Source organism: Actinomyces johnsonii (assembly GCF_006546835.1).
GTDB lineage: Bacteria > Actinomycetota > Actinomycetes > Actinomycetales > Actinomycetaceae > Actinomyces > Actinomyces johnsonii.
Window position 1 is genome coordinate 217,384 of sequence record NZ_VICB01000005.1, and the last position, 18,219, is coordinate 235,602.

An 18,219-nucleotide genomic window follows, 5' to 3' on the forward strand; every position below is an offset into this window, starting at 1 on the left:
CACCATAATTCCGCCCATACCGGGCCACGACTCATCAACCGCGTTCATCAGGAGGCTCACATGGAATGGCTGTTCTGGATCGGAGGGGCCCTGCTCCTCGTCGTCGTTGAGACGGTAACCGCCGATCTCACCTTCCTCATGATCGCTGGTGGCGCCCTGGGAGGAGGACTGACGGCCTTCCTCGGCGGTCCTTTGTGGGCCCAGGTGGTGGTCTTCGGGTGCATCTCCACCCTGTTGCTCTTCGCCGTGCGCCCTTGGGCCAAGCGGCGTCTGGCGGCCACCACACCCCAGATGAAGACCAACGTCGATGCCCTCATCGGCCGGCCGGCCACGACCATCACCGCAGTGGACGACGGCGGTGGGCGGGTACGCCTGGGAGGCGAGGAGTGGAGCGCCCGCCTCGCCCCCAGCGCTCAGGGGACAGGGCGTCTGGAGGCCGGAGCCCGAGTCACCGTCACCCAGATCGACGGGGCCGTGGCCGTCGTCGCCCCGGCGACTACACCCGCCGATGCCCCCGGGTCCTGACATCGGGATCCACCCGAGAAGTCCGAAGCGGTTTCGACCCCTCTGGCGGTGTCCTACTGTGTTGGCATCGATGGCGTCACATCCGTGCGCCCGTACCCTACTAGTTCTCAATTACTGTGGACGGCTCGCAGCCGCCCTGACCACCCGTTCAACCCCGCAGGAGGAAACTCGTGCCCGTCATCTCCTTCATCTTGCTTCTCCTGGCTGTACTGGTCATCGTCATCATTTTCCGGGCGGTGCGGATCGTCAAGCAGAGCACCGCGATCATCGTTGAGCGCCTGGGACGCTTCCAGGCGGCCTACACTGCAGGGCTCCACTTCCTGGTGCCTTTCGTCGACCGGGTGCGCAACGTCATGGACATGCGCGAGCAGGTCGTCTCCTTCCCGCCCCAGCCGGTCATCACCTCCGACAACCTCGTCGTGAGCATCGACTCGGTGGTCTACTACCAGATCACCGACCCGACGCGCGCCACTTACGAGATCTCCAACTACCTGCAGGCCATCGAGCAGCTGACGGTCACCACGCTGCGTAACGTCGTCGGCTCCATGGACCTGGAGCAGACGCTGACCAGCCGCGACCAGATCAACGGTCAGCTGCGCGGCGTCCTGGACCAGGCCACCGGCCGCTGGGGCATCCGCGTCAACAGCGTCGAGCTGAAATCCATCGACCCGCCCGCCTCCATCCAGGGCTCCATGGAGCAGCAGATGCGCGCCGAGCGCGATCGCCGCGCCGCGATCCTGACGGCCGAGGGTGTCAAGCAGTCCCAGATCCTCACTGCCGAGGGTGACAAGCAGTCTGCGATCCTGCGCGCCGAGGGTCAGGCGCAGTCCGCGATCCTCAAGGCCCAGGGTGAGTCCCGCGCCATCCTCCAGGTCTTCGACGCCATCCACCGCGGTAACGCCGACTCCAAGCTGCTGGCCTACCAGTACCTCCAGACCCTGCCCAAGATCGCCAACGGCTCCTCCTCCAAGATGTGGATCGTGCCCACCGAGTTCACCGCGGCCCTCGACGGGATTGCCGGCGCCCTCGGCGGTGGCAAGGACGGCGGTCCCGGTGGCGGCCCGAGCGGCTCCGACGGCGATGACGACTCCAGTGCCGGTGTCGACCTCTCGGGCAGCGAACTCGACTTGGGCATCGCCTCGGACCTGGCCAGCACCAGCCTCCAGGCCCCCGAGGAGGCCCTTGCCCAGGCTCGCGGCGAGGTCGAGTCGGCCTCCCAGGAGGCCAGTGAGGAGCCCGCTCCCAAGGGGAATGCCGCTCCGAAGCCTCCCGCCGACGACGTGGACGACGGGGCGACGGTGACCGTCCCGACCTCCGACGGCGTCGAGGGGAATCACTCCGCACACGGTAGCCACGCGGCCGGACCCGCTGAGCAGTCCGGTCAACCCGGCACCGTGCCCCCGAGGGGCGGCGGCTACGGGATCCAGGCCCAGCCCGGTTACGGCACGCCTCCCGGTGCGCCCCAGGGACCCTACGGGGCCTGAGACACATCCCTGACGTCGGCCACCGGCCTCAGGTGAGCCTCACGGCACGCTGCGGCGGGAAGACTAGGTGATCCAGGCGGATCGGCCTATTCTTCCCGCCGTACTGCTGTGCTGAGCGGGGAAAGCCCCAGAAGGTGACGGGCGATGATCATTGAGCTGGCCGATGGCGCCGATGAGCGCCTGGCGGACTACACCCGGCTGACGGACGTGGCGCTGCGCCGCCGGCTGGAAACCCGGCGCGGCCTGTACATGGCCGAGTCCTCCAAGGTCATCACGCGGGCCGTCGCCGTCGGGCACGCCCCGCGCTCCTTCCTCATGGCCCCGCGCCACCTCGATGAGATGCGCCCGGTCATCGCTTCCGCAGTTGGCTGCGGAGGACATGACGACGGCGGGGAGGTGCCCGTCTTCGTCGCCTCCGAGGAGGTGTTGGAGTCCATCACCGGATTCCATTTGCACCGCGGGGCGCTGGCCGCCATGAACCGGCCCGAGCTCGCCGCCGTCCCCGAGCTGCTGTCGGCCGCCCGCGGGGGAGCGGGTGCCAGACGGGTCGCCATCCTGGAAGACCTGGTGGACCACACGAATGTGGGGGCCGCCTTCCGCAGCGCGGCGGCCCTGGGGATCGACGCCGTCCTGGTCACCCCGCGCTGCGCGGACCCGCTCTACCGGCGCAGCGTGCGCGTCTCCATGGGTACCGTCTTCCAGGTCCCCTGGACCCGGATCGAGCGCTGGCCCGCCATGGACGAGCTCCACGCGCAGGGCTTCACCGTGGCGGCCCTGGCGCTGTCGGAGAAGTCGGTGGCTCTGGACGAATTCGCGGCCTCACCGGCCTGTACGGCCCCGGACTCACGGGTCGCCGTCGTCCTGGGCACGGAGGGCGATGGCCTGTCCCGCCGGACGATCGCGGCGGCCGACGAGGTGGTGCGCATCCCGATGGCCGGGGGAGTGGACTCCCTCAACGTGGCGGCCGCCGCGGCCGTGGCCTTCTGGGCGCTGCGGTTGCCACGACCTGGCACTTGACCTGCTGCGCTGCCGGTGACGGGCGGAGGCGACGCGTCGGGGCCGGATCCGTACGTTGACGGATCCGGCCCCGACGTCGTATCAGCGGCCGATCAGACCGGCGGCGTTGAAGGCTCAGGCCTCGGGCGCGGTGACCTTGATGAGAGCGTCACCGGGCTCCACCGAGTCGCCACCGACGACCTCGACGGAGGCGAAGGAGGCGGTGTTGGTGATGAGCACCGGCGTGGTCAGCGGGTAGCCGGCCTGCTCGATGACGGAGCGGTCCACACGCACTAGCTCCTGGCCCTCGCTGACGCGGTCGCCCTGGGAGACCTTGACATCGAAGCCCTTGCCCTCCAGGTTGACGGTGTCCAGACCCACGTGGATGAGGATCTCCACGCCATTGTCCAGGGTGATGCCGAAGGCGTGCCCTGAGGAGGGGGCGACGACGACGGTGCCATCGGCTGGAGCCGTGACGACGATGTCGCCCTCGGGCTCCAGACCGACGCCCTGGCCGACGGCGCCCGAGGAGAACACCGGGTCGGGAACCTTGTCCAGCTCCATGGTCGTGGCCTTGAGCGGCGAGGCGATCTCGGTGACCGCGCCGGGAACGAGGGCCGGCTTGGGCGTGGGGGCCTTGGCGGTCCGGTCGCCCTCCTCAGTAGTAGCAGTCGAGGTGGTGCTGCCGACCTTGGGCTCCTCAGCGGCTTCAGCCGGGGCGGAGACGGTGGCCTCGCTGGCCTCGACGACGCCCGCTGCGGCGAGTGCCTCGGCCCGCTCCTCCTTGGTGCGGTATCCGAAGGTGACGATGAGGAAGAAAGAGGTGGCGAAGGCCGCAGCGACGGCGATGCCGTACAGAGCCATGGGGTTGAAGACCGGAATGGTCAGCAGCGAGGTGAAGGCGAAGGTCTTGGTTGTGACGCCTTCGATGCCTCCGATCATGCTGCCGATGCCCTCGACGAGGCCGCCGACGGCACAGCCGACGAGCATGAACGGGTAGATGCGCTTGAAGCGCAGGTGGATACCGTAGAGACTGGGCTCGGAGATTCCGCCGAGCAGACCGGCGAAGAGGGCACCGGTGGCGGTCTGGCGCATTTCGTTGTCCCTGTCTCGGACGGACCACACGAGGACGGCGGCGGTGGCGCCGAAGCAGGCGAAGTTCCATGCGCCCATGGGGCCCTGGATGAAATCGGTGTGGTGTGTGGCGTCCGAGGCGATATTGGCCAGCATGAGGGCGTTGAGCGGCCAGTGCAGGCCCAGCGGCACCAGGAAGGGGTAGACCATGGGGATGAGGATCGCGAAGATGATCGGGGCGTGAGAATTGAGCCAGAACAGGCCCGTGCCCAGGGCGGTACCGATCCACACGCCCAGGGGGCCGATGAGGAAGGCCGTTACCGGCATCATGATGACAAAGGACAGGAAGGGCACGAAGACCATCTGCACGTTGGACGGAACGATCTTGACCAGTCCCTTGTAGACCAGGGCCAGGATGGCCACCATCATGAGGGGGACGAAGACCTGACCACCGTAGCCGTTGAGCTGCATGGGCAGTCCGGCGATATGAGCCGTGCACAGTTTCGAGTTCAGCGTAGCGTTCTGGACGCAGGTGGTGCTTGGGTGCGTCTCTAGTTTGAGGAACTCGGGCGTGAGCAGTGCAGCCATGATCGCGGTACCGACCCAAGGGTCGATCTTGAGCTTCTTGGAGGCGTTGTAGGCCACCATGATCGGCAGGAAGTAGAAGACGCTGCGGAACATGGCGTCGACGAACAGCAGCATGGCCGGCTTGTCCGCATCGTCCGCGTGGGTGTTGATGAGGTGGAAGGCCTCACAGATGGCCTCGCCCGCGATGATGAGCGAGGCGCCCAGCAGCGCCGGCAGCAGGGGGCGGAAGGAGTCCGAGAGGTACTCGAAGAAGGCGTCGACCAGTGCGTTCTTGCCACGGGCCTTGGCCCGAGCGGCCGCCTTGACGTCGGCGTCGGACTGTCCCGAGCTCGAGGAACCGCCCTGGCTCTTCATTGCCGGGAGGTTGTTGATCTCGTCGTACACGCTCTGTACGGCACCACCGATGACGATCTGGTAGCGGTCTCCGGACTGGGGGACAGCGCCCATGACGCCCGGGATGGCCTCGACGGTCGCCTTGTCGATGCTGGAGGCGTCCTTGAGCTCGAAGCGCAGTCGGGTGGCGCAGTGGGTGAAATGGATGATGTTCTCGGCGCCGCCGACGGCGTCGAGGATTGCCTCAGGGGTTGAGGTCGTGGTTGCCATTCGGGCCCTTTCCTACTGAGCGAGGTGGACGACGACGGTGGATGCACGCCGGTGCGCTCCGGGTCCTCGATGGGCTCGCTCTCGGTGGTGGGGGGATCTGTCACCTTCAGTGCTACGCAGGTGCAGCGGAGGTGCTTGGGGAAGAGGCTACTGCCTTAAGGCCCAGAACTGAAAGGCGAGAATCCGTCCAGTAGGTGCCAGTCTCCGGCGCGACGCCGGTTCGAGGCGCTCTCGGCCGGTTGGGGATGAGCACCTCGAGCCAATGGCCTGCCCCGCCCCGAGATGATCAACGCTCGTGAGCCCGCGGCACCCGCGGGTCCACTGAGGTCAGTTCGTGCAGATGAGGCTTCCTTTAGGCACAGCCGCCCGGGCCAGCGGGTGCGCCGACTCAACGGTATTCGCACGCTGGGAGCACGACCCGTCTCAAGCGAAGGAGCTCGACATGAGCGCACAGACGTCCCTGGCATCGTCGCCAGCACCCGCGATCGCATCGACCATTCCCGTCCGCCCGCCCGCCGCGACTCCGCCTCCCGTTCCGCCCCCGACGGGTGCGACCGGTTCAGAGCGCCTGTACGGCCCACCGGGCTGGACTGTGCGCATCGGCCTGTGGCACCTGCTGGAGCCCTGGCTCGACGCTCCGCGCCGCTTGCCGGGGGAGACGGCGCTGCGCGTGGACGCCGTCGGCGCCCCGACGAGCGACTACGTGCCCTTCCGCGGGATGGATGCCGCCACGGCGGCCGACCTGCTCGCTCGCCTCCCGGTCCCGGCACTGGCCGACCGGCAGAACCTCTCCCCGAGCCTGGAGTCGATGCTGACCGCTTGCGCTCGTGCCGACGGGCGGGTGCGCCTGTCCGGATACGGGATCGGCCCCCAGCGCGACGACGAGCGTCTGAGCGCCGAGGCCCTGTGGATTGCCGACCCCGACCTGCAGGGCTATGAGGTCTTCGCCGAGCACAGTCGCGCCTGTCAGTGCTCCGCCCTGTGGGAGCGGGTCAAGGAGCGATACGATCTCGACGCTCGGTACCTTCCGGACGACATCGTGCGCACCCGCCCCGAGTGGGCTGGCGGCGGGGTCGGTTGGTGGATGTGGTGGGACTGATAGGTCCGTTGCGGTGGGCGGTAGCGGTGGACCCGTACGATGGCGCGCGTGATCAATGTCCAGGACCTCACCCTGCGTATCGGTGCCCGCCAACTCGTCGCCCACGCCGGCTTCAGGGTCGACAAGGGGATGCGCATCGGCCTCGTGGGCCGTAACGGCGCCGGCAAGACGACCATGACCAAGCTGCTCGCCGCCGCCTCCGTGGAGCAGGGGGCCGGACGCGCCGTCAACGACGCCGATGAGCGCCACGGGCTGGAAGCCGTCGAGCACGAGGGCACGATCACCTGCACGAGCTCGGTGGGCTACCTGCCCCAGGACACCAAGGTCGGTGACTTGAGCGAGATCGCCCGCGACCGCATCCTGTCCGCCCGCGGCATCGATGCGCTCCTGGCCCGCATCCGCAAAGCCGAGGAGCGCATCGCCATCACCGAGGGCGAGGCCCAGGCCAAAGCCCTGGACCGCTACACGCGCCTGGACCACGAGTTCACCATGGCCGGCGGCTACGCGGCCGCCTCGGAGGCCGCCCGCATCAGCGCCGCCCTGGGCCTGCCCGACCGCGTCCTTGACCAGCCCATCGGGACGCTCTCGGGCGGCCAGCGCCGTCGGGTCGAGCTCTCCCGGGTCCTGTTCCAGCAGCCCGACACGCTCCTGCTCGACGAGCCCACCAACCACCTCGACCACGACTCGATCCTGTGGCTGCGTGACCACCTGCGCACCTACGCCGGGGGCTTCATCGTCATCAGCCACGACGTCGAACTCCTGCGCGACACCGTCAACCAGGTCATGTACCTCGACGCCGGGCGCGGGGTCCTCGACGTCTACCACCTGGGTTGGGACGCCTACCTCAAGCAGCGCTCCGACGACGAGCACCGACGGCGTCGCGAGCGCGCCAACGCCGAGAAGAAGGCCGCGGCCCTGCGCGCCCAGGGGGAGAAGATGAGGGCCAAGGCCACCAAGGCCGTGGCCGCCCAGCAGATGCTCAAACGGGCCGAGCGCCTCATGGCGGACCTGGAGGACGAGGCCGCGGTGGAGAAGGTCGCCCACCTGCGCTTCCCCGACCCCGCACCCTGCGGCAAGACCCCTCTGCGCGCCGCGGGCCTGTCGAAGGCCTATGGCTCTCTGGAGGTCTTCGCCGGGGTGGACCTGGCCATCGACCGCGGCAGCCGGGTCGTGGTCCTGGGCCTCAACGGCGCCGGCAAGACGACGCTCCTGCGCCTGCTCGGCGGAGTGGAGGAGCCCGACTCCGGCGAGGTCATCCCCGGCCACGGCCTCAAGATCGGCTACTACGCCCAGGAGCACGAGACCATCGACACCGAGGCCACCGTCGTGGAGAACCTGCGCCGCGCCGCCCCCGGCATGGACGACACCCAGGTGCGCAGCGTCCTGGGCTCCTTCCTCTTCTCCGGGGCGGACGCCGACAAGCCCGCCCGGGTCCTCTCCGGCGGGGAGAAGACCCGCCTCGCCCTGGCGATGCTCGTGGTCTCCAGCGCCAACGTCCTCCTGCTCGATGAGCCCACGAACAACCTCGATCCCGCCAGCCGCGAGGAAATCCTGGGAGCCCTTGGCACCTTCGCCGGAGCGGTCGTCCTGGTCACCCACGATGAGGGCGCCGTCGAAGCCCTGGGTCCCGACCGGGTCCTCCTGCTGCCCGACGGCGATGAGGACCTGTGGGGGCCGGAGTACCTGGAGCTGGTGGCCCTGGCCTGAGACGGGCGATGTCCGCCTCGCCCGTTTCGGATGATTGGACGCTGTCGGACACAGTGAGTCCCGTCACTGAAGTCCCGGCGTGGGAACCGCGTAGGGTTGTCACCAGGAACAAGGCGTCTAACTGGAGCGTTGGCTCCGGTGGAGATCGGTAGCCCTCGCCCGGAGAACCGGCGGCGGACCATCACTACGCGGGTAGCGCCGCACGAGGTGCTGCGGCCAACGCGAACACCATAGACAAAAGCAGACACACCACGACCACGAGATGACCAGGAGATGACCATGGCAGAGACCGCCCTGACCAACCCCACTGACACCGAGGCCCCGGAGCACGAAGTCGTCCTCACCGAGACCGCCGCCGCAAAGGTCGCCAGCCTCCTGATCCAGGAGGGACGCGACGACCTGCGCCTGCGCGTGGCCGTCCAGCCCGGCGGCTGCTCCGGCCTGGTCTACCAGCTCTACTTCGACGAGCGGCTCCTGGACGGCGACGCCGTGCGCGCCTTCCCCACAGCGGGCGGTGAGATGGATAGCGTCGAGGTCGTCGTCGATCGCATGAGCGTGCCCTATCTGTCGGGCGCCACCATCGACTTCGCCGACACCATCGAGAAGCAGGGCTTCACCATCGACAACCCCAACGCCGCCGGAAGCTGCGCCTGCGGCGAGTCCTTCCACTGAATCCTTCTCGATCCTTCCCGAGCAGACCCTCCCTCAAACAAGGAGCTCATGTGCGTCGCACATCCCTCAGTCTGACCGCCCTGGCCATGGCCGCCTGCCTCGCGCTGGCCGGATGCTCGGGGTCGTCCTCGTCGTCGGCCTCCAAGGCATCCGCCTCCGAGACCCCGATTCCGGCGGCGACGACGCCCGTGGACTGCTCGACCTTGACGATCGACTCCGACTCCGAGTCGCTGCCGACCATCGGCGGCGACGCCGGCGCACAGCCCACCGTGACCTGGAAGAAGGGCGCCCAGGCGCCCAAGAACCTTACCGTCAAGACACTGACGCAAGGCACGGGAGCCGAGATCGACGCCGCCGGCGCGGTCAAGGCCCACTACACGGGCTGGCAGTGGGACGGCGCAGAGCCCTTCGACACCTCCTTCAAGACCGGCGCCCCGGTCGCCTTCCCCCTTGAGAACGTCATTCAGGGTTGGAAGTGCGGCCTGGCCGGGCATCACGTGGGCGACCGGGTGGTCATGTCGATCCCTCCTGAGCTCGCCTACGGCAACAAAGCGGCCCAGGATGCTCAGGCCGCCCAGGCAGGTGGCGCACGGAAGCGGCAGAACAACCCGGCCGGGACGCTCGTGTTCGTCGTCGAGATCGTCGACGGCGCCAGCAGCAAGATCTCCGGCTCCTCGGCCACGGCCACGATGGAGGGCGAGGAGGCCGTCAGCCAGCGCGGCATGACGATCAGCGGGGAGCTCGGTCAGCCGGCGACGATCTCCATCGGCGCCGATGCCGCCCAGCCGACCCAGTCCGAGATCATCGTGCTGGCCCGCGGCTCCGGTCCCGCCATCACGGAGTCCTCCACGATCATGATGAACGTGGCCGGAAACTTCTGGGACGGCTCCCGCCCCTCCAACACCTGGGAACAGCAGACCGCCGAGACGATCAGCATGGCCCAGGCGCAGCAGACGCTGCCGGGACTGATCGGCATCCCGGAGGGATCCCGGATCGTGGTCCTCCTACCTCCGACTCAGGCAACAGGCCAGCAGCAGGGGACACCAGCGTCGGCCTACGTCATGGACGTGGAGAAAGTCCTCTAGCACGATCCGCGCAGGCGTCCGCCAGACAACACAACTGTGGCCCGCACCCCGTGAAGGGGGCGGGCCACAGTCCGTACGATGCGCTGCCGAAGACGAGCGTCAGCGGACGATGAGTCCCTGGGTCCTGGCGACGGCATCGGCCAGGCGCTCGGCGACGTCCTGCCAGTTGGCGATGTTCCAGACGGCCTTGACGTAGTCGGCCTTGACGTTGAGGTAGTCGAGGTAGAAGGCGTGCTCCCACATGTCCACCATGAACAGCGGGATGGTGCCCACGGGCACGTTGCCCTGCTGGTCGAAGAGCTGGAAGATGACGAGCCCGCCGGAGATCGAGTCGTAGGCGAGCACGGCCCAGCCCGAGCCCTGGATGCCCAGCGCGGTGGCGGTGAACTGGGCCTGGAACTTCTCGAAGGAGCCGAAGGCGTCCTTGATGGCCTCGGCGAGCTCGCCCTCGGGCCGGCCGCCGCCGGCCGGGGAGAGGTTCTTCCAGAAGACGGAGTGGTTGGTGTGACCGCCCAGGTTGAAGGCGAGGTTCTTCTCCCACAGGTTGATCGCGCCCAGGTTGCCGGCCTCACGGGCGGCGGTCAGGGCCTCCAGAGCGGCGTTGGCGCCGGCGACGTAGGCGGCGTGGTGCTTGTCGTGGTGGAGCTCCATGATCTTGCCCGAGATGTGGGGCTCCAGGGCGGCGTAGTCGTAGGGGAGCTCGGGAAGGGTGTACACGGCCATCAAGGACTGCCTTTCGGTGGGTGACATGGCTCCAGTCCCGACTTAGCAGGGCTCATAGGACTGAAGTCCTGAACGCGGTTCATGCTAGACGCGAGGGCTGGAAGAGGGGTAGTGAGCCTCTGTGTGATTACACTGACCGCGGAAACACTGCCGTCCGCACTCGTCCACGAAGGATTCGCCATGACCGACCAGGCTGCTTCCACCCGCCTCGAGCTCCTTGTCTTCTCCGACGACGCTTCCGTGCGCCGGGAGGTCATCGACGGCGTCGGGCGCCGACCGGCCAAGGGCCTGCCGCTGGTGACCTGGACCGAGGCGGCCACCGCCGAGGGCGTGCGCATGGCCATCAAGGACCGCGAGAAGAAGGACCAGCCCCCCTTCGACGCGCTCGTCCTGGACGCCGAGGCCAAGAAGCTCGGCGGTATGGGCCTGGCCCACGAGCTGTTCATCGAGCTCAACGAGCGCCCCGCCGTTGTGCTGCTGACTGCCCGACCCCAGGACGACTGGCTGGCCGCCTGGGCCAAGGCCGAGGTCGTCGTGCCCCGCCCCCTGGACCCGCTGAGCCTCCAGGAGGGCGTCGCCAAGGCCCTTACCGCCCGCCGCGGCACCGTCACCCCGGCCGGCTGAGCCGGACGCCGGCCACGCGGTGGTGGTTGGCTCACGCGTGGCGCCGTCAGTCCTCGGAGGTGAGGACCTTGCGGTGGCGGGCCGCTGCGCCGACCGGCCACGCGAGTACCGAGGGATCGCCGTCGACTTCCACGATGCGCGCCCCGGCGTCCAGGACCCAGTCGGCCAGCAGGACGGTCTCCTCGATGCTCGCCGTCTCACCGACGCGGCTGGGTTTCTCGACGACCCGGGCACTGGCGCGCAGCAGCTCGACGGCGGGACGCGGGTCGGCTCCCGGGGCGGTCGCCATGGAGCCGGCCAACACGCCCCAGCGCACCACCACCAGCTCCCAGCCGCCGACCTCGCGCCTTCTGGCCGCCATGAGATGAGGGCAGGCCAGCAGGGGCCGCACCCGCTCGGCGCGCGCCACTCCGCGCAACAGGCAGCGCAGACGACTCGTCCAGGCCCCTGCCTCTTCGTAGCGCTCGGCCTGCGACAGCGCCGCGATGCGCTCCAGCAGGGGAGTGGCTACCAGATCGACCTCGCCCGACAGACAGGCCAGCGCCTCCGCAAACTCGGCCGGGACGTCGTCGTGGCGCACCCGGCGCAGCTTGTGGTCGTCCCAGCGGCGCAGTCGCAGCACCGACTCGGCGGCGCGCAGGGCTTCCTGCCCTCGGCTGCGCGAGGCGAAGGGCCCCACGGCACAGCCGACCTCCTCGGTGGGCAGAACGGTCGTCAGCGCCAGCCGGGGCTCGGCGCCCGGACCTGAGCCCTGGGCCAGGTGGAGCCAGGGCCGGCGGCGCGGAGCCCGCGAGCGCCGGTTGACCGGAGGGTCGAGCTCGGCGATCATCCGCAACTCGCGCACCCGCGCCTCGATGAGCGTGGGCGTGGCGATATGGCGCACGCTCACCGTCGTGTCCAGCATCTGCGCCACCTTGCGGCGCTTCTCCGCGGCGGTGAAGTAGGAGCGCACCCGACGTTTGAGGTCGGCGGCGCTGCCCACGTAGAGCACCTGATCGGCCGCCGAACGGAACTGGTAGACGCCGGGGCCGCTGGGCAGGGCGTCGGCCAGGCGGCTCTTGGCGCGGCGCCTGGCCGGAACCGGGTCGGAGGCGGTGGTCAGGTCCTCCAGATGCGTGACGCCCAGCGGCGCCATGACCTCCAGGGCCGCGTGCAGCACGTCCACGGTAGCGCGCGCGTCGTCCAGGGCCCGGTGCGTGGGGCGGGTCCGGGACCCCACGAAGGCCGCCAGCGTCCCCAGCTTGTGGTTGGGCACCTCGCTGCGCGTCCACGCCTTGCGGGCAAGAGCCAACGTGTCCAGCACGCGGGGCTCGGGCCACTCCAGGCCGAGGGCCGCCGCGGCGCCGCGCAGGTGACCGACGTCGAAGCGTGCGTTGTGGGCCACAAGGACGACGTCGTCGGCGGGCAGATCCGCCCAGGTCAGGAAGGCCTCCACGCAGGCGCGCACACCGGGAGCCCCGGCGACCATCGTGTTGGTAATGCCCGTGAGCATCGTGATCTGGGCGGGGATGGCGACGCCGGGATTGACCAGGGTGGAGAAGTCCGCCAGCACCCGCCCGCCGCGCACCTTGACGGCCCCGATCTCGGTGAGCGCACGGGCGCCCGGCGCCCTGCCGGTGGTCTCCAGGTCCACGACGACGAAGGTCGCCCGCTCCAGGGGCGTGCCCATGTCGGCGAAGGACACCTGGGTCCCGGTACGGCCAGTGCCCACTGTGCTAGCGGCACTCACGGCGTTCGGGAAACTGGAGGTGCTCACGGTCGCAGGCTAGAGGACGGCAGTGACACGCATCGTCTTCACCAGTCGGGAAGTCGGTGCGAGCAAGGTGGGAAGCACCCTAGAATCATCCCCATACCCGAGCGGCACCGCCGGCTCCGGTGCCGTCTGTCTCCGATGGTGCAGGAACGTGTGGTGGCCGCCCAGTCAGCAGATCACAGGAGGCCCCGCGTGGGATACGGACCCATCAAGGCAACAGTCGGCCCGGCCCTGGAGATGCTCTATCAGCCCTGGATCCGCGGCGAGGAGAACATTCCCACCGAGGGCGCGGCGATCCTGGCCTCCAACCACCTGGCGGTTATCGATTCCTTCTTCCTGCCTCTGCTGGTGGACCGTGAGGTCGCCTTCATCGGCAAGGCCGACTACTTCACCGGCAAGGGCGTCAAGGGCTGGGCGGTGAAGAACTTCATGAAGACGGTGGGCACCATTCCTGTGGACCGCTCCGGCGGCAAGGCATCTCAGGCGGCGCTCCAGGCCGGCATCGACCGCCTGCGCTCGGGGCAGCTCTTCGGCATCTACCCCGAGGGCACGCGCAGCCCCGACGGGCGCCTCTACCGCGGCAAGACCGGCGTAGCCCGTATTGCCCTGGCCACCGGCGCCCCCGTTGTGCCCGTGGCGATGATCGGCTCCAACCTGGCCCAGCCGATCGGCAAGGCCATCCCCTCCACCCGCCATCGCGTGGGCATCGTCATCGGCGAGTCGCTGGACTTCTCCCGCTACAAGGGCCTGGAGAACGACCGCTTCGTGCTGCGCTCCATCACCGACGAGATCATGTACGCCCTCATGGCGCTCTCCGGTCAGGAGTACGTGGACCTCTACGCCGCCGACGTCAAGAAGGCCATGGATACGGACAAGAAGACCGCTGAGGAGGTTGTGGCCGAGATGCTCGCCGCCCAGGCGCAGGCCCGGCCCTCGGTGGCGCCCGTGGCCGCGCCCGGTGGCCGCCCCGCCCCTGAGGTCTCCGTGCCCGAGCCGCCCGAGGACAAGAGCGGTAAGGACAAGAAGAAGGACAAGGCCTCCGACGACGAGGCTGAGCCCGGCGCCGAGGGCTAGAACGCGGAATCGCGTTCCCGGACGGCGCCTCACCGGCCGTCGGGGTGTGTGGCGAGCAGGGTGCTGGCGGCGGATACGCCATCGGACATGAGCTGACCGGAGAGCTGGGCGCCGAGCCAGTCCAGGTCCGACGTCGGGAATCCCCCTGGTAAGAGCTCGCGGGGTAGGCGAGGAAGGAGACCCCACAGGTAGGTGGCTTCGCTCATAAGATCATGAGCACGGACGAGCGGCTCCCAGGTCGTCGTCGGTGTTGCCCGCCCTCCTGATGGACTGCCTGTGTCCGTGCGCTCCAATTCGGTGCGCAGATGGGCGACGGTCCGAGTTACACGGGTGGCGGCGGTATCGAGGTCCCAGCTCGCCGCCACCATCTGCCGAGCCGTTTCCAGATCCACGCTCAATCGGCCCCGCCAGCCGTCCCGCGCCCACGCGCCGGGTGGATCCACGCCGATCAACAGACCAGGACGCGGACAACCCCATCCATGAGCGAACGCCGCGGCGCGCAGGCCGTCGCGCTCCGAGCGGCGAGACTCCGGCAGGTCGTAGACAACCGAGTGGAAGAACCCCTCCCAAACCGGTTCCACGGTGAAACGGCGCTCGATGGCGTTGAATCGTTCCAGGTAGTCGCCCGTCATCGCGTAGAGGGATGTGCGGCCCTGCCTGCGGCTGGTCAGTCGTCCCTCCTTGAGCGCTCGCGTCATGTAGGAGCGTGCTCCGGAGGCTGTGAGACCGAGCTTCTGCAGCGCCTCGATGATGAAGGGGCCGGGAAGTTCACGGGCCTCGGCCAGGCCGAACAGGAAGCCCACCGTCGTCGTGCGGGCGCGAGACGTCCCGTGGAACGGGTCTTCATCCGGCTGCTGGGGTGAGGTCATGTCAGTCATTGTCTCCCGCCGGACGCTGCCGGTACCGACAGGCGGCCCCGAAGGACGTGTGCTAGACCGCGTCCATCCTCTACGATTGACTTCTTCAATGCAACGAAACGTGAAGGATATGAATGATGTTGACGCCGGATCTGCAACGTCCGCCCCTGAGCAGAGCCGTGGCATGGCGAGAGGTGGGACTCGCCGTGGTGGTCCTGTGGTCGGTACTCGGCGGTGCGTGCTTCTTCCTCGGAGCCCAATCGATCTACGACCGCTGGGGAACAAGCCTCAACGCGACCCTCGTCCTCGACGTCGTGTTCCTGATTGGCTGCCTCGCCGTTATCGGCTTCGTCTTTTGGCGCCAGCGTCGGCAGGGCGAGGGCATAGTCGAGCTGGGGTGGGGGCGTCCCGTCCGGATGCCGGTGATCGTCATCGCCGTCGTCTACGGGCTGGCCTGGACCGCGATGAGCTACATGCGAGGCGGGGATCCGCTGGCCTTCCCCTGGCAACGGCCGATCATGATGGCTATCGGCCTCGTGCTGGCCTTTGCCGAGGAGATCGCGGTGCGCGGGCTCATCCTGGACCGGCTGGCGCGCTGCGGTACCTCCAGGATCATCCAGATCGTGGTGACGGCGGGAATCATGGCCGTCTACCACGGCGTCGTCGGGCACAGCGTCTGGCCCTCCTATATGGTCTCCTCCTTCGTTCTCTTCGGAGTCCTTTCAGTCATCTACGTCTACGGAGGCCGTAGCCTCACCCCCGTCTACATCGCTCACGCCATGGCTCACTTCCTGGGAGACCCCGCCCTCATGCAGGGCGTCCTCTACGGAGTCGGCGCCGGCTGATTGTTCCGGACATGCCCTCGCCTGAATCCATCCCCGTCGGTCCCTGTCAGCCGCCGCCGATGGCACGTAGACTGACGCCCGGTGCGGCCCGTGCCGCCCGATCCGGCCGGGGCGCTGACCCCGAGTACCCACAACCCGAAAGGTTCCCGATGTCGATTCGTCGCGTCGCCCTGCTCACCGCTGGCGGTTTCGCCCCCTGTCTGTCCGCCGCCGTCGGCGACCTCATCGAGCGCTACACGCAGGTCGCTCCCGAGGTCGAGATCATCGCCTACCAGTATGGCTACCACGGTCTGCTCACCGGCAACTACATCGTCATCGACGACGAGGCCCGCAAGAACGCCGGCATCCTGCGCGACTTCGGCGGGTCCCCGATCGGCAACTCCCGCGTCAAGCTCACTAACGCCAAGAACCTCGTCGAGCGCGGCCTGGTGAAGGAGGGCGTCAACCCCCTGGAGTTCGCCGCCGAGCAGCTGCGCAAGGACGGCGTCGACGTCCTGCACACCATCGGTGGCGACGACACCAACACCACCGCTGCGGACCTGGCCGCCTACCTCCACGAGAACGACTACGAGCTCACCGTCGTCGGTCTGCCCAAGACCATCGACAACGACGTCGTCCCGATCCGCCAGTCCCTGGGCGCCTGGACCGCGGCCGACGAGGGCGCCGGCTTCGCCTTCAACGTCATCGGCGAGCACCGCTCCAACCCCCGCATGCTCATCGTCCACGAGTGCATGGGCCGCAACTGCGGCTACCTCACCGCCGAGACCGCCCGCCGCTACCACGACCTGCTCCAGACCAAGCAGTGGGCCCCCTCCCTCGGCCTGACCAAGGAGCGCTGGGACGTCCACGCCGTCTTCGTCCCCGAGATGAAGCTCGACATCGCCGCCGAGGCCAAGCGCCTTAAGGCCATCATGGACGAGCAGGGCAACGTCAACATCTTCCTGTCCGAGGGCGCTGGCGTTCCCGAAATCATCGCGGAGATGGAGGCCGCCGGCCAGGAGGTCCAGCGCGACCCCTTCGGCCATGTCAAGCTCGACACCATCAACCCCGGCCAGTGGTTCGCCAAGCAGTTCTCCGAGCTCATCGGCGCTGAGAAGGTCATGGTCCAGAAGTCCGGCTACTACTCGCGCGCCGCCCACGCCAACGCCGAGGACCTCGCCCTCATCAAGAAGATGTGCGATCTGGCCGTCGACTGCGCCCTGCGCGGCGAGTCCGGCGTCATTGGCCAGGACGAGGAGAACAACGACGAGCTCACCGCGATCGCCTTCCCGCGCATCGCCGGCGCCAAGCCCTTCGACATCACCCAGGGCTGGTTCACCGACCTCATGGCCGAGCTGGGCCAGAAGGTCGAGCCGGCCGAGGTTGTGCCCGAGCACTGAGGTTTAGAGGGGGCGTGGTCAAGTCATATCACTTTGATTTGATCATGCCCCCTCTTTTTAGTGAATAATTTTTTTCAATAGAAGGTAGAGCGAAAATGACTGCAACAGTTGCGTTTTTTAACAATAAAGGAGGAGTGGGTAAGACCACTTTGGCGTGTAATTACGCTTCGTTCGTTGCAAACAAAGGCAAAAGGGTCGCGATTGTTGATTGTGACCCGCAGGGAAACGCGTCTCAGTTGTTGCTTTCCGATGAGCAATGGCTGCGCCTGTATGATGCAGAAAGCGTTGACAACACCCGGACAATATATGGCATATTCAGGAACATCCTTCAAGGTGATTCTGAAATTCAAGAAAATATTTCCCTTACTTCCTCCGAAAGGTTCAACGTAGACTTACTTGCGGGGGATTCCAGACTTGCGTTAGTTGAGGACGAAATTAGTTCGTCGTGGGGTGACTTTGCTGGAGGAAAGCAGTTCGGTGGCCGTAGAACTTTATGGGCCAGAGGACTCGCGCGGTACCTTGAGCGACAAGGATACGATTATATCGTATTCGATGTAAGCCCCAGTTTGGGCGCGCTAAATCGTTCTATTCTTCTTGGCGTTGATGCATTTGTTACGCCGCTTGGCACAGATTTGTTTAGCCTTCACTCAATTAGGAATATTTGTGATTGGTTGAATACAATCAATGAGGGCTATGCTGACGCGTATGATCTTACCAAGAAAAAGGTGAAAGGAGATGATCTCCATTCTGACATCCTAAGTCCCGGAGTGGTTGCACCCAGATGGGGCGGATTTACAACGCAACAGTATCTGAAGACTTCGAGTGGAGGGAAACCCATTGAGGCTTACGAGCGATTTAAGATTCGCATCGTTGAAGCCGCCAAGTCGTTAAAGAGTCATGGTGTCGATAATATTCGACATGATTTCTCGTGCGCTCAGCTAGGCGATATACCCAACATGTTTTCCATGCCTAACCTTGCCCACGAAGCTCATGCCCCTATATTCTCTCTCAAGTCGAGTGACGGCCTAACCGGAGCTCAGTTTACTCAAAGAGATAAGTATGTGAGCGTTTTGAGTGAGACATTCAATAAGTTGTGGGTCAATGTTGGGGCCTCTGAGGAGGTGTGATGTT

The 18,219-nt window shown here is 67.1% G+C and carries 16 protein-coding genes; 12 read left to right on the forward strand and 4 right to left on the reverse strand.

Annotation, left to right across the window (positions count from 1 at the left end; translation table 11 throughout):
• Positions 1–60 precede the first annotated feature (60 nt).
• The 3 genes from FK256_RS05725 to FK256_RS05735 all read left to right on the forward strand — a co-directional run bounded on the left by FK256_RS05725 (position 61) and on the right by FK256_RS05735 (position 3,026).
• Complete coding sequence (locus tag FK256_RS05725; protein WP_021605197.1) at positions 61–525, forward strand: NfeD family protein; 465 nt, start codon at positions 61–63, stop codon at positions 523–525.
• Between the two features lie 170 nt (positions 526–695).
• A complete protein-coding gene (locus tag FK256_RS05730) occupies positions 696–2,009 on the forward strand; it encodes an SPFH domain-containing protein (RefSeq protein ID WP_141424023.1) in 1,314 nt (437 codons plus the stop codon).
• A 144-nt stretch (positions 2,010–2,153) separates the two neighbouring features.
• Positions 2,154–3,026 (forward strand): TrmH family RNA methyltransferase, encoded by an 873-nt coding sequence (locus tag FK256_RS05735; RefSeq protein WP_141424024.1) that lies wholly within the window; start codon positions 2,154–2,156, stop codon positions 3,024–3,026.
• Positions 3,027–3,140: 114 nt separating this feature from the next.
• Here FK256_RS05735 and FK256_RS05740 read toward each other — a convergent pair whose 3' ends face one another.
• Positions 3,141–5,270, reverse strand: coding sequence for a glucose PTS transporter subunit IIA (locus FK256_RS05740; protein WP_141424025.1), 2,130 nt, complete (start codon positions 5,268–5,270; stop codon positions 3,141–3,143).
• 442 nt (positions 5,271–5,712) lie between these two features.
• On the opposite strand from FK256_RS05740, the gene FK256_RS05745 reads away from it, so the two are divergent.
• The 4 genes from FK256_RS05745 to FK256_RS05760 all read left to right on the forward strand — a co-directional run bounded on the left by FK256_RS05745 (position 5,713) and on the right by FK256_RS05760 (position 9,833).
• Complete coding sequence (locus FK256_RS05745) at positions 5,713–6,369, forward strand: hypothetical protein (protein ID WP_141424026.1); 657 nt, start codon at positions 5,713–5,715, stop codon at positions 6,367–6,369.
• A gap of 48 nt (positions 6,370–6,417) precedes the next feature.
• A complete protein-coding gene (locus FK256_RS05750) occupies positions 6,418–8,076 on the forward strand; it encodes an ABC-F family ATP-binding cassette domain-containing protein (protein WP_211343529.1) in 1,659 nt (552 codons plus the stop codon).
• A gap of 279 nt (positions 8,077–8,355) precedes the next feature.
• Positions 8,356–8,748, forward strand: a complete 393-nt coding sequence (locus FK256_RS05755) for a HesB/IscA family protein (RefSeq protein ID WP_009233880.1) — start codon at positions 8,356–8,358, stop codon at positions 8,746–8,748.
• A 50-nt stretch (positions 8,749–8,798) separates the two neighbouring features.
• Positions 8,799–9,833: an FKBP-type peptidyl-prolyl cis-trans isomerase gene (locus FK256_RS05760; RefSeq protein WP_141424028.1), complete on the forward strand. Its 1,035-nt coding sequence runs from the start codon at positions 8,799–8,801 to the stop codon at positions 9,831–9,833.
• Between the two features lie 99 nt (positions 9,834–9,932).
• On the opposite strand, the gene FK256_RS05765 is transcribed toward FK256_RS05760, so the two are convergent.
• Positions 9,933–10,556, reverse strand: a complete 624-nt coding sequence (locus tag FK256_RS05765; RefSeq protein WP_141424030.1) for a superoxide dismutase — start codon at positions 10,554–10,556, stop codon at positions 9,933–9,935.
• Between the two features lie 180 nt (positions 10,557–10,736).
• Between FK256_RS05765 and FK256_RS05770 the strand changes: the two genes are divergently transcribed.
• Positions 10,737–11,180: a hypothetical protein gene (locus FK256_RS05770; RefSeq protein WP_141424031.1), complete on the forward strand. Its 444-nt coding sequence runs from the start codon at positions 10,737–10,739 to the stop codon at positions 11,178–11,180.
• A gap of 46 nt (positions 11,181–11,226) precedes the next feature.
• On the opposite strand, the gene FK256_RS05775 is transcribed toward FK256_RS05770, so the two are convergent.
• Entirely contained in the window at positions 11,227–12,891 is a 1,665-nt protein-coding gene (locus FK256_RS05775) for a DEDD exonuclease domain-containing protein (protein ID WP_280525781.1), read from the reverse strand.
• Between the two features lie 234 nt (positions 12,892–13,125).
• Here FK256_RS05775 and FK256_RS05780 point away from each other — a divergent pair, with 234 nt between their 5' ends.
• Positions 13,126–14,007 carry a lysophospholipid acyltransferase family protein gene (locus FK256_RS05780; protein WP_141424032.1) on the forward strand — a complete coding sequence of 294 codons (882 nt, stop codon included), beginning with the start codon at positions 13,126–13,128 and terminating at the stop codon, positions 14,005–14,007.
• Between the two features lie 29 nt (positions 14,008–14,036).
• Here the strand turns inward: FK256_RS05780 and FK256_RS05785 are convergent, their stop codons facing one another.
• Positions 14,037–14,876: a PaaX family transcriptional regulator gene (locus FK256_RS05785; protein WP_141424033.1), complete on the reverse strand. Its 840-nt coding sequence runs from the start codon at positions 14,874–14,876 to the stop codon at positions 14,037–14,039.
• A 122-nt stretch (positions 14,877–14,998) separates the two neighbouring features.
• On the opposite strand from FK256_RS05785, the gene FK256_RS05790 reads away from it, so the two are divergent.
• The 3 genes from FK256_RS05790 (at position 14,999) to FK256_RS05800 (ending at position 18,215) form a co-directional block, all read left to right on the forward strand.
• On the forward strand, positions 14,999–15,709 hold the full coding sequence (locus FK256_RS05790) for a CPBP family intramembrane glutamic endopeptidase (protein WP_170197916.1): 711 nt from the start codon (positions 14,999–15,001) through the stop codon (positions 15,707–15,709).
• Positions 15,710–15,858: 149 nt separating this feature from the next.
• Entirely contained in the window at positions 15,859–17,088 is a 1,230-nt protein-coding gene (locus FK256_RS05795; RefSeq protein WP_141424034.1) for a pyrophosphate--fructose-6-phosphate 1-phosphotransferase, read from the forward strand.
• A 95-nt stretch (positions 17,089–17,183) separates the two neighbouring features.
• Positions 17,184–18,215 carry a ParA family protein gene (locus FK256_RS05800; RefSeq protein ID WP_141424036.1) on the forward strand — a complete coding sequence of 344 codons (1,032 nt, stop codon included), beginning with the start codon at positions 17,184–17,186 and terminating at the stop codon, positions 18,213–18,215.
• Positions 18,216–18,219 lie beyond the last annotated feature (4 nt).